Origin of the sequence: Streptomyces sp. NBC_00162 (assembly GCF_024611995.1) — a bacterium.
Taxonomy (GTDB): Bacteria; Actinomycetota; Actinomycetes; order Streptomycetales; family Streptomycetaceae; genus Streptomyces.
In genome coordinates this window covers 7,249,772-7,263,818 of sequence record NZ_CP102509.1, presented here as the reverse complement: position 1 = coordinate 7,263,818, position 14,047 = coordinate 7,249,772, and the positions used below count along the sequence as shown (strand labels likewise).

Annotated in this window: 13 protein-coding genes; 6 read left to right on the top strand and 7 right to left on the bottom strand. The window is 72.1% G+C overall.

Annotation, left to right across the window (positions count from 1 at the left end; translation table 11 throughout):
* Positions 1 to 33 precede the first annotated feature (33 nt).
* The 3 genes from JIW86_RS33600 to JIW86_RS33590 all read right to left on the bottom strand — a co-directional run bounded on the left by JIW86_RS33600 (position 34) and on the right by JIW86_RS33590 (position 3,804).
* Positions 34 to 804 (bottom strand): thioesterase II family protein, encoded by a 771-nt coding sequence (locus JIW86_RS33600; RefSeq protein ID WP_257557668.1) that lies wholly within the window; start codon positions 802 to 804, stop codon positions 34 to 36.
* A gap of 59 nt (positions 805 to 863) precedes the next feature.
* Positions 864 to 2,480, bottom strand: a complete 1,617-nt coding sequence (locus JIW86_RS33595) for an MBL fold metallo-hydrolase (protein ID WP_257557666.1) — start codon at positions 2,478 to 2,480, stop codon at positions 864 to 866.
* Between the two features lie 406 nt (positions 2,481 to 2,886).
* Entirely contained in the window at positions 2,887 to 3,804 is a 918-nt protein-coding gene (locus JIW86_RS33590; protein ID WP_257559533.1) for a formylglycine-generating enzyme family protein, read from the bottom strand.
* 251 nt (positions 3,805 to 4,055) lie between these two features.
* Between JIW86_RS33590 and JIW86_RS33585 the strand changes: the two genes are divergently transcribed.
* Positions 4,056 to 6,290, top strand: a complete 2,235-nt coding sequence (locus JIW86_RS33585) for a sulfatase-like hydrolase/transferase (RefSeq protein WP_257557664.1) — start codon at positions 4,056 to 4,058, stop codon at positions 6,288 to 6,290.
* Positions 6,291 to 6,296: 6 nt separating this feature from the next.
* Here JIW86_RS33585 and JIW86_RS33580 read toward each other — a convergent pair whose 3' ends face one another.
* The gene (locus JIW86_RS33580; protein WP_257557662.1) at positions 6,297 to 7,058 is read right to left on the bottom strand and encodes a maleylpyruvate isomerase family mycothiol-dependent enzyme; all 762 of its coding nucleotides are present in this window, start codon (positions 7,056 to 7,058) and stop codon (positions 6,297 to 6,299) included.
* A 184-nt stretch (positions 7,059 to 7,242) separates the two neighbouring features.
* Entirely contained in the window at positions 7,243 to 7,776 is a 534-nt protein-coding gene (locus JIW86_RS33575) for a DM13 domain-containing protein (RefSeq protein WP_257557660.1), read from the bottom strand.
* A 135-nt stretch (positions 7,777 to 7,911) separates the two neighbouring features.
* Between JIW86_RS33575 and JIW86_RS33570 the strand changes: the two genes are divergently transcribed.
* The 5 genes from JIW86_RS33570 to JIW86_RS33550 all read left to right on the top strand — a co-directional run bounded on the left by JIW86_RS33570 (position 7,912) and on the right by JIW86_RS33550 (position 12,536).
* Positions 7,912 to 9,003, top strand: a complete 1,092-nt coding sequence (locus JIW86_RS33570; RefSeq protein WP_257557659.1) for an NAD-dependent epimerase/dehydratase family protein — start codon at positions 7,912 to 7,914, stop codon at positions 9,001 to 9,003.
* A 41-nt stretch (positions 9,004 to 9,044) separates the two neighbouring features.
* Positions 9,045 to 9,752, top strand: coding sequence for a glycosyltransferase family 2 protein (locus JIW86_RS33565; protein WP_257557658.1), 708 nt, complete (start codon positions 9,045 to 9,047; stop codon positions 9,750 to 9,752).
* The gene (locus JIW86_RS33560; RefSeq protein ID WP_257557656.1) at positions 9,749 to 10,381 is read left to right on the top strand and encodes a TIGR04282 family arsenosugar biosynthesis glycosyltransferase; all 633 of its coding nucleotides are present in this window, start codon (positions 9,749 to 9,751) and stop codon (positions 10,379 to 10,381) included. Before JIW86_RS33565 ends, JIW86_RS33560 begins: the two co-directional genes overlap by 4 nt.
* Positions 10,378 to 11,124: a class I SAM-dependent methyltransferase gene (locus JIW86_RS33555; RefSeq protein WP_257557655.1), complete on the top strand. Its 747-nt coding sequence runs from the start codon at positions 10,378 to 10,380 to the stop codon at positions 11,122 to 11,124. Before JIW86_RS33560 ends, JIW86_RS33555 begins: the two co-directional genes overlap by 4 nt.
* Before the next feature lie 80 nt (positions 11,125 to 11,204).
* Positions 11,205 to 12,536, top strand: a complete 1,332-nt coding sequence (locus tag JIW86_RS33550; protein WP_257559532.1) for a glycosyltransferase family 87 protein — start codon at positions 11,205 to 11,207, stop codon at positions 12,534 to 12,536.
* On the opposite strand, the gene JIW86_RS33545 is transcribed toward JIW86_RS33550, so the two are convergent.
* Together JIW86_RS33545 and JIW86_RS33540 are read right to left on the bottom strand one after the other, a co-directional pair.
* A complete protein-coding gene (locus JIW86_RS33545; RefSeq protein WP_257557653.1) occupies positions 12,459 to 12,866 on the bottom strand; it encodes a hypothetical protein in 408 nt (135 codons plus the stop codon). The two genes, JIW86_RS33550 and JIW86_RS33545, sit on opposite strands and share 78 nt — an antisense overlap.
* The gene (locus JIW86_RS33540) at positions 12,866 to 13,999 is read right to left on the bottom strand and encodes a molybdopterin-dependent oxidoreductase (RefSeq protein WP_257557651.1); all 1,134 of its coding nucleotides are present in this window, start codon (positions 13,997 to 13,999) and stop codon (positions 12,866 to 12,868) included. The genes JIW86_RS33545 and JIW86_RS33540 overlap by 1 nt, the downstream gene beginning before the upstream one ends.
* Between the last annotated feature and the right edge of the window lie 48 nt (positions 14,000 to 14,047).

Here is a 14,047-nt window from a genome sequence, read left to right as displayed (position 1 = left end):
TAGCGTAGCCGCCACCGATCGAATGGCCCTCTATTACCGCTCGAGTGCACGCACCAGTGCGCCGGTCGTCGCCGCCCGCTCCGCCTGCGGAAAGAAGTGACCGCCCGGCACGGGTACGACCTCGAACGGACCCGAGCACAGAGTCCGCCAGATCGCCGCCTCCTCGGCCGTCACGACCTGGTCCTCGTCTCCGTACATCACCGTGACCGGCGTGGTGATGTACGAGGGGCGGGCCGGGCGGTAGGCCGCCTGCGCGGTGAAGTCGGCGCGCAGCACCGGGAAGAGCCATTCGCGGAAGCCGGGGCGGCTGAGACCGGCACTGTTGGCACCCAGCTGATTCCAGAGCAGTTCGATCTCGTGATCGTTCTTGGGCGGCTCCAACGCCGTCGCCCCCGGAGCGACCGCCGCGAGGACCACCAGCCGCATCGGTGGGCGGCCGGCCAGGGTCAGCCGGTGCGTCAGTTCGTAGGCCAGGGCCGCGCCGAAACTGTGCCCGACCAGGACCAGCGGGTCCGGGAGCGCGAGCACGTCCGGCAGCACGTCGTCGACCAGCTCCTCCACGGAACTCAGGGGCGTCTCCCGGCTGCGCTCCTCACGCCCGGGTCCGACGTGGCCGTAGAGGTCGAGCCACTCGGGCAGCAACCTGCGCCACGGCGCGAAGCCGGTCGCTCCGGCGCCCGCGCTCGGAAAGCAGACCAGGGTGGCGCGGCTTGCGGCACCCTGGTCCTGATGCGCGGTCGGGCCCGTACTCGGCGGGCCGAAGCGGCGCAGAGGCGCGCTCCGGCGCCCGGCGTGGTTCTGCATGTACGCACCACCCAAGAGGATCTACGACGGGCACGGCAGGGACGGACGACCGCTCGGACCTACGGCTTCGCCGGGTCGACGGCGGGCCAGGTGCGCTCGGCCCGGTCGCGCAGGAGCTCGGCCGTGATGCCGCGTTCGGCGCTCAGCCGCGTGAGGACGCCGGCCTGCTGCACCTGTTCGGCTTCGGGGTCGTACTCGGAGCCGGTGAGGTGCTTGAGCCAGGGTTCGAGGCCCATGGCGTAGGCGTAGACGTGACGGGCGCCCAGCTGCCGGGCGAGCTGGTCGGCCTGGGCGGCGTTGCTGCCCTTGAGGCGGCGCCCGTTGTTGTGCTCACGGGAGAGCTTCCCTTCCAGCATCGGCCCGTACAGCCAGTTCAGAGGGGCTCCGACGCATTCGAGGCCGATGAAGAGCGCGTCGAGAGGGGTCTCGGTGAGGCCGGGGATGTTGTCGAACAGGGCGGGCTCGAGCGGCGTGATGTCGGTGGCGAAGAGGAACCTGCGGCCGCCGGCTTGGACGAGGGGCACCATCTTGGTGCGGATGTCGAGGTCGGCGTGCTCGCCCACGAAGGGGAGGGCGGTGACTTCGACGTGGTCGGCCACGCGGTGGGTCTCGAGTTCGGCCAGCTCCTGGACGTTGGAGAAGCCGAGGGCCTGGAGCATGGTCTTGAGGCTGGGATCGGGCAGCGATCCGCCGGAGGCGCGGGGAACGACGATCGTGCCGATGCGGGTGCGGAGTTGGAGCAGGGTCTCCAGCGAGAAGTGGTCGGAGTGGAAGTGGCTGATGACGACGGCGTCGATGTGCCGGGGGAGGTCTTCGATGGTGTAGTGCTCGTAGCCGTCGTCGGTGTAGCCGAGGAGCGGGTCGAGGAGCACGGACGCGGTGCCGGTCTCGATCAGCACGGATGCGTGATTGAGGTACCGCACCCGGACGTCTCCGGGCGCGGGCGGGGTGTGCTGCGCCGGCGGCACGTCGTGGAACAGCGCGGTGAACGCCGGGAGGTCGGCATCGGCGACCCCGAGGCGTTGCGCGAGGTGCGGGACGTCGACGGGGTCGAGGCGCGCCTCGAACAGGTCGTTCCACAGCGGGGAGTCGAAGGGCAGATCGATGTCCAGGCGGTCGGGGCGTGGGAGGACGGGACTGCTGTACACGAAGGGCTGGGGGCTCGCCGCGGCGGTGAGGGAGACGCACTGACCGTCGCGCTCGTACGCCGGCGAGCCGTACATCAGCGCTTCGAAGAAGCGGAAGGTGGGCTTATGGGCGGTGTCGTAGACGAGCTCGACCCGCCCGCGCAGGGAGTGGGGGACCAAGGGATAGAGGGGTTCCATCGGCCCGCCGACTGCCTTCTCCCGCAGCAGGGCGCGGAGTTCGTCTATGTCGTCGGCGAGCTGGAGCTTGGCCTCGCCTCCCTTGGCCATGGTCTCGCGCGCCGCCTGGACCTCGTCGTGGGTGGCGCCCTGGGGGTCGAGGAAGGGCGCGCCGTAGCGGTGTGGGTCCGAATTGACCGCATCGTGGAGGTGAGGTGCCTTCAAGTAGCTGTCCACGATCGGCAGCAGACGGTCCCGCAGGTTGAGTGCGCCGGTGTGGGGTGCCAGCAGATAGGGCCACGCGTACCAGCGGTGCAGGAGGGGCTGGGCCACCACGGACGGGCGAAGGTAGAGCTTCTGGTGTGCGGGCAAGGTAATTCCCTCGCTGTCGATGTCGGTGGGTGGGTTCGCGGCTTGCGCACGCGCGTCATGCATGCGATGGCTGAGGTCGAGTCAGTCCCTTTGTCTCGCATATTCGTTCATGTCTATCACAAGCGACAGTTCATGAATCCGTCAATTTAGCAGGACAGTTGCCTGACGATCACGCTGCTGATGCGTTTCTGAATTCGATCCCCAGAGCGGCTCAAGGGGAATTCAAGGTGGTATGGATTACAGGCTTGGCTCAATTCAGCGGGTCCTGGCGAATAGCCGTCGGGCTGCGGTGGACACGATTGCGGGGTCGGATTTCAGCCGTCGTCACTCGTCTCCGTGCGGAAAGCCAGGTGCCGGGTGCTGGCCCCGGGCGGCCTGCGGTCAGGCTCGCCGGGCCGCCGCCCGCTCAGGGCGCGGTCACGCAGCGGAACCCCACGTTGCCCGTACTGCTGTCCTCGGTGTTGCCCGTCCGGGCCGCGGTGCGGTACCGGTTGCAGTACGAGTCGTGGCACAGGTACGAGCCCCCGCGCATCGCCCGCGTACCGCTGCCCGGAGCGAACTCGTCGGCCGTCCACTCCCACACATTGCCGACGGTGTTGTACAGCCCGTATGCGTTGGGCTCGTACGCGTCCACCGGCGCCGTGCCCAGGTAGCCGTCCTCCTCCGTGTTGACCAGCGGAAACTCCCCCTGCCAGATGTTGCAGCGCCAGACCCCGCCGGGGGCGAGGACGTCTCCCCACGGGTAGCGCGCCTGGTCGAGCCCGCCGCGCGCCGCATATTCCCACTCCGCCTCGGTCGGCAGCCGCTTTCCGGCCCAGGCGGCGTACGCGTTCGCGTCCTGCCACGCCACGTGGACCACCGGATGCCCGGGCTCTGGCACGGAGCCGGGACCGTACGGGCTGCGCCACGAGGCACCCTCGACCGCCCGCCACCACGCAGTGCCCGGCGGGGCGGGTGAGGCGAGCACGAGCTCCGGCTCGATCAGTCCCGCGAAGACGTACGACCAGCCGGCGCCCTCCGCGACCGTGAGGTATCCGGTCTGCTCCACGAAGCGGGCGAACTCGCGGTTGCCGACGGCATGGACGTCGATGCGGAAGGGGGCGACCGTCACCTCGCGGACCGGCCCCTCGCCGTCGAGGGGGTTCGCGCTCCCGTCCTCGTTGCCCATCCGGAACGTGCCGCCGGGCAGCGCCACCGTCTCGGTGGTCGCGCGGATGCGGAACGCGGGCAGCACCGCCGACGGTCCCGGCGGCCTGCGGTCGGCGGCCGCGGGCGGCGCGCCGCGAGGGGCGCAGCACGACCCACCGTGCCCGCCGGCGCTCATCCCCGCCAGGTCCCCGGCCCCGGACCCGGCCCCGGCAATCTCGATCGGCAAAACCTCTCCCACCTCTCATAGCGGCTCCGACGTGGCCAATGTCGCCCGCCCGCCGCTCCGGAAGAACCGGGCCGGGCCCCCTGTCACACGATCTTCATGCGCTGTGCATGGTCCGGGGGCCCGCCGCACGCTCATGATCGGCTGCACGTTCATGACCGGTCCGCGGTGCGCACAGCGCAGCAGCCTCAAGGAGTTCACCGATGTCAAGCCGCCGTCATTTCCTGGCCGGTTCGGCCGCAGCGCTCGGCTTGACGGCCCTGCCCGCAGCCGCCTCGGCCGCACCTGCGGCGGCGCGGACCACACAGGCCGGGACGCAGACGCCGAGCGCCACGCGCGCGCCGAACCTCATCGTCGTCCTGGCCGACGACCTCGGCTACGGCGAACTCGGCTCGTACGGACAGAAACTGATCACAACCCCGCGTCTGGACGGGCTGGCGACCGAGGGGCTGCGCTTCACCGACGCGTACTCGACCGCCGCCGTCTGCGCGCCGTCGCGCTGCTCCCTGCTGACCGGCCTGCACACCGGCCACTCCACGGTGCGCGCGAACCCCTCCGCCGCCCAGGGCTCACTCACCGCGACCGACACCACCTTCGCGCAGGTTCTCAAGGCCCGCGGCTACCGCACCGCGGTCATCGGCAAATGGGGCTTCGGTCCGGAGGCGGCCGACCAGGACAGCCACCCAGCCGCCCGCGGTTTCGAGGAGTTCTACGGCTACATCGACCACAGCCACGCGCACCAGTACTACCCCGAGTACCTCTGGCACAACGGGACCAAGGAGCTCATCCCCGCCAACGCGGGCGGGGCGAAGGCGGTTTACGCTCCCGACCTGATCGAACAGCACGCTCTGGAGTTCATCGGCGCGCACCAGGACGAGCCGTTCCTGCTGTTCCTGACGCCGAACGTGCCGCACGCCCCCAGTGACGTGCCCGACACCAGCGCGTACGCCGCCCAGAGCTGGACGGCCGCCAACAAGGGCCATGCGGCGCAGGTCAGCTACTTCGACGCACTGGTCGGCAAGGTCGTCGACCGGCTGCGCGCGCTGGGTCTGGAGGACGACACGGTCCTGCTGGTCACCAGCGACAACGGGCCGCACGAGGAGGGCGGCGTCAACCCGGACCTGTTCGACGCCAACGGTCCCCTGCGCGGCTACAAGCGCAACCTGTACGAGGGCGGCGTGCGCGTCCCCCTCATCGCCTGGGGGCCCGGCCGCGTCGCACAGGGCACCAGCGACCGCCCCACCCCGCTCACCGACATCCTCCCCACCCTCGCCGAACTGGGCGGAGCCCCGGCGCCCTCGGACGTGGACGGCCTCTCGGCCGCCCCGCTGCTGGCCGGAAGTCCCGACGCGGCCCGCCACGGCCACCTCTACTGGTTCCGCGACGAGCGGGGCGTCACCAGCCGGGCCAACGCACAGGACGCCCAGCGGGCCACATGGCTGGCCGAAGCGGTGCGGCGGGACAACTGGAAGGCCGTGCGCTTCGCGCCCGAACGCGACCACAACCTTCCCGACGACAAGTGGCAGGTCGAGCTCTACGACCTGGCCGCCGACCTGGGGGAAACCCGCAACGTCCTCGACGCACACCCCTCGACGGCGGCCGCGCTGGTGGCGCTGATGCGCTCCTCTTGGCAGGACAGCTACCCGCGCAAGGAGTTCGGCGTCCGCCTGCCCCTGCCTCAGATCGCCGTTCCGGGGCAGACGTTCACGGTCACCGCGTCGCTCGCCAACGGATCCGCCAAGGCCTGGACCTCGGCGGCGCTCGCGCTGCGCGTCCCGGCCGGCTGGACGGTGACCGCGACCACCGCGACCACCGCCGGGCAACTCGCCGCCGGTGCCCGGCTCGACGCCACGTGGAAGGTCACCCCGCCCGCCGACGCGCCCGCCCGGACGCGCTGGGACCTCACGGCCGAGGGAACCGCACTGGCGCCGGGCGGGACGGTCACCTATCGCGCGTCCGGTACGGTGCCCACGCCGCCGCCCCCGCCGACGAAGGACTCGTACCTCTCCGACCTGGAGTGGATCTCCGCCACCAACGGGTGGGGCCCGGTCGAGCGGGACGCCTCCAACGGCAAGAACGCCGCGGGAGACGGTCCCCTGATCGCCTTCGGCGGTACGAAGTACTCCAAGGGCCTCGGCGTCCACGCACCCAGCGACATCGCCTTCCACCTGGGTGCGGCGGGCAACCGCTTCACCGCCCTCGTCGGCATCGACGACTTCTCGGCGAAGCAGAGCCCGCTCGGCGCGACCCGCGCCAAGGTGTACGGCGACGACCGGTTGCTGCTGACCACACCGACGCTCACGGCTGCCACCGGTCCGGTGGCGCTGGACGTGGACGTGCGGGGCGTGCGGGTCCTGCGGCTGTTGGTGGAGGACGCCAACAACAAGACGTCCTTCGACCACACCTCGTGGGCGCTGGCCCGCGTCACGGTGGTCTGAGCCGGCCTAGAAGGCCGAGTGGTCGGACCAGTGGGCGAGCAGGTCCGTGTCGCCGAGCAGCTGGAAGGCGTCGCTGTGGCGGTCCAGGCGGCCGTAGAGGAGCAAGAGGAGGTCGGCGGCCGTTCCCCGGACCGTGGCGTCCGCCGCGCGGGGCTCGGCGCGGTCGGCCACCAGGGCGAACCCGTCGGGGCGCAGGCCGACCAGCCAGTCGCCGTCGCCGTCCGTGCAGCTGAAGCGGATGGTCCGGTCAGGGGCGCGCAGTTGGGCGGTCAGCGGCGCGAAGGAGGCGGCGAACGGCAGGTTGGTGAGGAACTCGTCGATGCCGTCGACGGCCGGCACGCGGTCGATGTGCGGTGAGAGCCCGAGCGCGAGTTGGGCGTCGACCCGGTGGACGAGCGTCTCGAAGAGCATGCGCCGGACCCAGAACCGGGCGTGCTGGTCGACTCCCCAGGCCCACATCGGTGCGTCCAGGTCGGTGGCGGCGAACACCTCGGCGGCCTCCGCCGCGCTCGCGGCCAGCCAGGCGGGCAGGCCGTCGGGGTGCTCCGGCAGGCGCAGGTCCACCTCACGGCTGGTCGGCGGCTGCTGGATGCGCCGGCGAAGCAGCTCGCTGAACCAGCGGTGCACGCTGCCGACGTGCCGCGTGAGGTCCCCGAGAGTCCAGCCGGGGCAGGTCGGCACCGGGGTGGAGAGGTCGGCTGCCGTGACCGTGGCGACGAATCCGGCGGTCTCGGCTGCGACGGCCGCTCCGTGCTGGGCGGGGTTCATGTCTGTGCCCTTCCTCTGATGGTGCTGCCCCAGGCGGTGAGAACACTTAAGGACATAGATGGTTTATGTCTTTAAGTAATACGAAGCTAATTCGCCGGCGTCGTGGCTGTCAACTTCCGGCCCGAATGCCGCTCGGCTGCCGCGCATGAGGTGGTAGGCGTCGAGGTCGCGGTGCGTGCGCGCGTTACGCCTTCGCGAGGGCCGCGGCTCCGAACGACACGTCGAAGCGGTCGCACCAGATGCTCACGCTGGTGTACTGGGAAAGGTCGATACCGGGCGGCAGTTCGTAGTTCTGATCGCCCTTGTTGCCCTTGAGCTTGCCCAGGGTGAGGTACTTGCCGTCGTCGAAGACGCGCCAGCCCGCCACGCCCTCCTTGACCGGGGCATCGCTCAGCAGCACCCGCAGGTCGGGGCCGTTGCTGGTGTCGAGGTTCTCCAGGCGCAGCGTCTGCGAGCCGTCGGGCAGCCGGACGATCTTCACCGACCCGGTCGTCGCGTGCTCGTGACTGATCAGCTCGCCCGAGGCGACCGTCCGCGGGCCGGCCGCGGCCGCGGCCGACGGTGCGGCTGTCGCGGCGGGCAGTGCCTCGCTGACGGTCTCGTTCTGCCAGAGCTTCCACGGCTGGAACCAGTACAGCCCGGCGCCCAGCACCATCACGGCCGCGATCGCCGCTCCGGCCAGCAGTCGGCCTCGCCGCCTCGTGTTTCGCACTGTCATGCCTCTCCCTCGTGGATCTTCACTCGCATTCAACGCGGTGGAGGCAGGGGGGCGCCACATCCGCACCGGTGACGAAACCCTTACGTCCGTGTCCCGAACCGGCTGCGCACCTGCGGATTCCGTAGCGTCACAGGCATGCGAGTACTTGTCACAGGAGGCGCTGGATTCATCGGCGCGCACATCGTCACGACACTGATCGAACGCGGGCACGAGGCGGTGGTCCTGGACGCGTTGCTGCCCGACGCCCACGCGGTGGCCCCGGTGCTGCCGGACGCCGAACTGCTCATCGGGGACGTCCGGGACGCGGAGGAGGTACGAGCGGCGCTGCGCGGTGTGGACGCCGTATGCCATCAGGCGGCCATGGTGGGACTGGGGAAGGACTTCGCGGACGCGCCCGCGTACGTCAGCTGCAACGACCTGGGCACCGCCGTGCTCCTCGCCGCGATGGCGGAGGCGGGCGTGCGCCGCCTGGTGCTCGCGGGATCGATGGTCGTGTACGGGGAGGGGCGCTACGAGTGCCCGAGCGACGGACTCGTACGGCCCGGTCCGCGCGAGGTCGCCGATCTGGCGGCGGGCCGGTTCGAGCCGCACTGCCCGGCGTGCGGGTCGGAGCTGGTCCCGGGCCTGGTGGACGAGGACGCCCCGGTGGATCCCCGCAACGTGTACGCGACGACCAAACTGACGCAGGAGCACCTGGCCGCCGCCTGGGCGCGGTCCACGGACGGGCGGGCGGTGTCGCTGCGCTACCACAACGTGTACGGGCCGGGCATGCCCCGGGACACCCCGTACGCGGGCGTGGCGTCCTTCTTCCGGTCGGCGCTGGCCCGGGGTGAGGCACCGCGCGTCTTCGAGGACGGTGCCCAGCGGCGCGACTTCGTGCACGTACGGGACGTGGCGGCGGCCAACGCGGTGGCGCTGGAGGCGGTCGGCGACCGCCCGGCGGGTGCGTTCGCCGCGTACAACACGGGCAGCGGCGAGCCGCACACCATCGGGGAGATGGCCGGCGCGCTCGCGGCGGCGCACGGCGGCCCCGCGCCCGTGGTGACGGGTGAGTTCCGGCTCGGCGACGTACGGCACGTCACCGCCGATTCCGCGCGGCTGCGGGCAGAGCTCGGATGGCTTCCGCGGGTCGGCTTCGCCGAAGGAATGGCCGAGTTCGCGCGGGCGGACCAGCGCGCCTCGGCCGATGGCCCACGGCCCGCAGAGGGTGACGTCCGCGTTTTGTAAGGACTTGATGTCCCCTATGTCCCTGCGGAATTCATACGGTGATGCCCGTGACCGTAGATGTGACCGTAGACGTCGTACTTCCCTGTCTGAACGAGGCCGAGGCCCTGCCCTGGGTGCTCGCCCGGATCCCCGCCGGCTGGCGGCCCCTCGTGGTCGACAACGGATCCACCGACGGATCCGCCGAGATCGCGAGCGGACTCGGGGCCACAGTGGTCCGCGAGTCCCGCCGCGGATTCGGCGCGGCCTGCCATGCCGGACTGCTCGCCGCCACGGCGGACATCGTCTGCTTCTGCGACTGCGACGCCTCGCTCGACCCCGGCCTGCTGGCCGGTTTCGCAGCGACCGTGACGGACGGCGGGGCGGACCTCGTCCTGGGGCGGCGCCGCCCGCAGGGGCGGGGCGCCTGGCCGGTCCACGCACGCGCCGGAAACCTGGCGCTGTCGCGGATGCTGCGCCGCCGCACCGGTCTGCGACTGCACGACCTGGGGCCGATGCGGGCCGCACGCCGGGAGGCGCTGCTCGGCCTCGGGCTGACCGACCGGCGCAGCGGCTATCCGCTCCAGATGGTGATCCGCGCGGCCGATGCCGGGTGGCGGATCCGGGAGGTGGACGTGCCCTATCTCCCCCGGGCCGGGAAGTCCAAGGTGACCGGCACCTGGCGGGGCACCTGGCAGGCGGTGCGCGACATGAGCCGCACGCTCGCAGAGCCCGCCGCCGCTGCCCCGGCCGGGACGGGAGGCCGGGTGTGACGACGCTGCTGGTGATCGCGAAGGAGCCGGTGCCGGGCCGGGTCAAGACCCGCCTCACCCCTCCGTTCACCCCGGCCGAGGCCGCCGCGCTGGCCGAAGCCGCCCTGACCGACACCTTGGCGGCGGTCGCCGCCACCCCGGCCGGACGCCGGGTGCTGGTTCTGGAGGGCCGCCCGGGACCGTGGCTGCCGCCCGGCTTCGAGGTCGTCCCGCAGTGCGCGGGCGGCCTCGACGAACGGCTCGCCGCCGCCTTCGCCGCGTGCACCGGACCGGCCCTGCTGATCGGTATGGACACCCCGCAGGTCACCCCCGCACTGCTGGCCCGGGCCGACTGGGCTTCGTACGACGCGTGGTTCGGGCCCGCGGTGGACGGGGGCTTCTGGGCGCTGGGGCTGGCGGAGCCGGACCCCGTGCTGCTGCGCGGCGTCCCGATGTCGGTGCCCGAAACGGGCGCCGTCCAGTACGCGCGCCTCGCGGAGGCGGGGCTGCGGATCGGACGGCTGCCCGTACTGCGGGACGTGGACACCGCCGAGGACGCCTTGCTGGTGGCCGCCGAGGCCCCCGGCGGGCGCTTCCACTCCCTGCACACGCGGTTGACCTCCCCCCGCGGCACGACGGTCCGCGCATGAGGGCCGTCGGCAGGGCCTGGGCCGCGTTCACCGCCGCCGCCGCGCCCCCGGCGCCGGCGCCGGCCGCCTGGCGGGAGAATCCGTACGACGACGCGCTGCGCGACGGGCGCGGTCCGCTCTACCTGCGTCGCGTGGACGGCTGGCTGCTGCCCCTCGAGGTGGAGCGCTGGTGCGCCGACCCGGATGTGGCGGACCTGAGTGTGCTCGCGCGGTGCCGGGGCGCCGTGCTCGACGTCGGATGCGGGCCCGGCCGCCTGGTCGCCGCCCTCGCGGCTCACGGCCACCCGGCGCTGGGCATCGATGTGAGCGGGGAAGCGGTGGCTCGTGCCGAACGGCTGGGCGGGCTCGCACTGTGCCGGTCGGTGTTCGATCCCCTGCCGGGGGAAGGCCGTTGGAACACCGTCCTGCTCATCGACGGGAACATAGGAATCGGCGGGGACCCCACGGCCCTGCTGGAGCGTCTGAAGGACGTCACCTGCCCCGACGCGACCGTCATCGCCGAATGCCTCGCGGTGGATGTGGACGAACGGTGCGAGGTCCGGATCGACAACGGCCGGGGCGGGCTCGGCGCGCCGTTCGCCTGGGCGCGGCTCGGTGCTCCGGCGCTGTACCGGCACGCCGACGCCGCCGGATGGGCCCGCCGGGAGCAGTGGTCGGTCGACGACCGCGTCTTCGTGGAACTGGCACGGCGGCCTCGGCTCCGCCCCCGGACCGCGGGCCGTGCGATGCCGGTGGCGCCGTGAACCGCAACCGCACCGCAGGATCCGCCGTGCTCCTCACGGCCCTGCTCCTGACCGCCCTGGCCGCCACGCTCGTCCTGACCATGCGCAAGGACGGCTATTTCGCCGACCCGGCCGGACTGTCCTGGTGGTACGCGGCCTCGTGGGCCCTGTTCGCCGCGGCGGCCTGGGCCCTGCGCAAGGTACCCGCCCGGCACGTCGTCCCACTGGTGCTCGCCGGCGCGGTGGTGGTCGCGGCCACCGGGCTGGTCGCGGGGCCCCGTACGAGCACCGACTCCTTCCGCTACGCCTGGGACGGCCGGGTGCAGGCCGCGGGGATCTCCCCGTACGACCACTCCCCGGCGGATCCCGCACTCACCCGCCTGCGCGACGACTGGCTCTTCCCGCAGGGCGGTGCGGCCTGTGCCGCGCCGGACCGGGCGGCGGTCGCCGACGGGACGTGCACCCGGATCAACCGCCCCCGGGTGCACACCATCTACCCGCCCGTGGCGGAGGGCTACTTCCTCCTGGTCCACGCGCTCTCGCCGCCGGACGCCCGGCACAAGGCGCTGCAGACCGGCGCGGCCCTGCTGTCCGTGGCCACGGCCGGCGCTCTGCTGCTGATCCTGCGGCGGCGCGGTGATCCGCGGAACGCGGCCTACTGGGCGTGGTGCCCGGCAGTACCTATCGAGGCGGTGAACAACGCCCATGTCGACGTCCTCGCCGTCCTGTTGTCGGTCGCTGCGCTCGGGGTGGTCGCCGGGCGCCGGGTCGCGGGCGGTGCCCTGTTCGGCCTGGCGATCGCGGCCAAGTTGCTGCCCGCCGTCCTGCTGCCGGGCGCCCTGTCCGGCGTACGGCGGGTCCGGGACGCGGTCGCCGTCCTGCTGCCCGCGGCCGCGGCCGTCGGGCTTCTCTATCTGCCGTACGTCCTCGCCTCGCACGACTCCGTGTTCGGCTACCTCGGCGGCTACGCCGAGGAGGAGGGCTACGACGACGCCTCGGCACGCGACCGCTACGCCCTGCTGCGTCTGCTGGTGCCCGACTCCTGGGCGCTGCCGCTGGTCGTGGCCGTCATGCTCGTGGCGGTCGGGTACGTGATGCGCCGCGGCGATCCCGAACGCCCCTGGAGCGGGGCCCTGTTGGTCACCGGAACCGCGTTCCTTCTCATGACCCCCGGCTACTCCTGGTACGCGCTCCTCCTGATCGCCCTCGTCGCCCTCGACGGCCGCTGGGAGTGGCTCGGCGTCGCCGTCGCCGGCGCGGCCGCCTACATCACCGCCCGGGCGCTCGGCGATGCGACGGGTACCGTCGCCTACGCGCTTGCCGCCACGGCCGTCCTGGCCGGATGGGCCTTGCGGTCACTCGCTCCCGTGCGGTCGTCGGCTGCTCGTGCGTCCTCGCAGCCACCGAGCGAGGTGCAACAGGGCGGCCAGTAGCGCCACCGCGGCCAGTGACAGCAACCAGTTGCGCGGATAGTCCAGCGGCAGCACGGAGGAGTTGTTCCGTGCGCCCGGACGCAGGAGGACCGGCAGTGCGACCACCGTCAGCGACCCGGCGACGATCAGCGCACCGCGTACCGTCCGGCTCGCGCGGACGCCCGCCAGGAGCAGCCCGGCGGCCAGGACCAGCGGGGCGATGATCCCGTCGTGCAGCGCCACGGCACCGGCCAGCCAGATCGCCACGTCGGCGAACTGGCCACCGCCGAACAGCAGCACGAGGCCGTAGCCCAGGAGACCGGCGCCGATGACACCGAGAGCCGTCCGCATCACAGGACCTCCAGCCGGTGAACCCACTTGGTTTGCAGCACGCCCGGCCGGTTGGGCGCGATGATCCGCGCCGGGAAGCCGTGATCCGGTGACAACACCCCGCCGTTGAGTCGCAGGGCGAGCAGGGTGAGCTCGTCCCGGGCGTAGGTGTGGCCCATCTCCGTTACCGCGTACCCGCCCTCCTGCTCCATGGAGACCACCCGCAGCCGGGCTTCGGGGGGAGCCCCGGCCCGGTCGAGCAGGTCTCGGATCCGCACGCCACTCCAGTGGGCGGACTTGCTCCAGCCCTCCACACACGCGATCGGGAGGGTCGCGTCGTACTGCCTCAGGGCTCGGAGCTCGTCGAGCGTCAGGACGTACGGACGGGGTCCGGCGACCGTGAGCCGCCACTGCTGGACGTTCACCACGGCGACGGCGGCGGCGACGGCGGTGCGGTTCACCGGAAGGCCCTGCTGCCCGTGGTCGGGATGCCTGGGTGCCAGCAGATCGAACCGCTTCAGCGGGGTGAAGGACTGGCCGGCCGTCGCGAGGGTGACGGCGCCGACCGCTGCGGCGACGCCCGTCAGCAGAGCACGCCGGTCAGGTCCGTCCTCGGCCGGCAGAGCGAGCGTGCCTGCCGACCGCCGGCTCCAATGCGCCTTGATCTCCGGGGCCTTGACGGCGACGTGCAGCAGCATCGCGCCGACGAACACCCAGGCCAGGGCGTAGTGCACCGGGACGAAGGAGAAGGGCCACGGATACCACTGCACGGTGTTGAGCAGCCCGGAGAACACCTCGAGAACGGCCGCCGCGACGAGCAGGGCCACCGACAGCCGTTCCAGGGCGTGGCGCGCCGAGCGCACCGGCGGCCACTCGAACAGCCGCGGGTAGACCGTCCACAGCTTCGCCAGCAGGAGCGGGATCGCGGCGATGCCGCTCGCCACATGGAGGCCCTGGGTCAGCCGGTAGCCCCATGACGGACGGCTGGGCAGGTCGTCGGCCAGCCACCCGGGGGGATGCTGAAGCCAGTGGCTGATCACTCCGGTGAGAAAGCACACCACGACGGCCGCGGCCAGCCACCGGCCGATCGCGGTCGCCGTACGCGCATCGTGGAGCCGGCCGGAGAATCTCGGAAGGGGGACACGCAGTTTCATGCGCCCATGACACCTGCAACCGGGCCTTCACGGGGGGTATGTGCGCCT

What these genes read in the sequence shown, in the direction of transcription:
- JIW86_RS33600 (WP_257557668.1), bottom strand. Translation starts at nt 804, where the DNA reads ATGCAGAACCACGCCGGGCGCCGGAGCGCGCCTCTGCGCCGCTTCGGC.
- JIW86_RS33550 (WP_257559532.1), top strand. Translation starts at nt 11,205, where the DNA reads ATGCGCAAGGACGGCTATTTCGCCGACCCGGCCGGACTGTCCTGGTGG.
- JIW86_RS33580 (WP_257557662.1), bottom strand. Translation starts at nt 7,058, where the DNA reads ATGAACCCCGCCCAGCACGGAGCGGCCGTCGCAGCCGAGACCGCCGGA.
- JIW86_RS33545 (WP_257557653.1), bottom strand. Translation starts at nt 12,866, where the DNA reads ATGCGGACGGCTCTCGGTGTCATCGGCGCCGGTCTCCTGGGCTACGGC.
- JIW86_RS33555 (WP_257557655.1), top strand. Translation starts at nt 10,378, where the DNA reads ATGAGGGCCGTCGGCAGGGCCTGGGCCGCGTTCACCGCCGCCGCCGCG.
- JIW86_RS33540 (WP_257557651.1), bottom strand. Translation starts at nt 13,999, where the DNA reads ATGAAACTGCGTGTCCCCCTTCCGAGATTCTCCGGCCGGCTCCACGAT.
- JIW86_RS33570 (WP_257557659.1), top strand. Translation starts at nt 7,912, where the DNA reads ATGCGAGTACTTGTCACAGGAGGCGCTGGATTCATCGGCGCGCACATC.
- JIW86_RS33565 (WP_257557658.1), top strand. Translation starts at nt 9,045, where the DNA reads ATGCCCGTGACCGTAGATGTGACCGTAGACGTCGTACTTCCCTGTCTG.
- JIW86_RS33585 (WP_257557664.1), top strand. Translation starts at nt 4,056, where the DNA reads ATGTCAAGCCGCCGTCATTTCCTGGCCGGTTCGGCCGCAGCGCTCGGC.
- JIW86_RS33575 (WP_257557660.1), bottom strand. Translation starts at nt 7,776, where the DNA reads ATGACAGTGCGAAACACGAGGCGGCGAGGCCGACTGCTGGCCGGAGCG.
- JIW86_RS33590 (WP_257559533.1), bottom strand. Translation starts at nt 3,804, where the DNA reads ATGAGCGCCGGCGGGCACGGTGGGTCGTGCTGCGCCCCTCGCGGCGCG.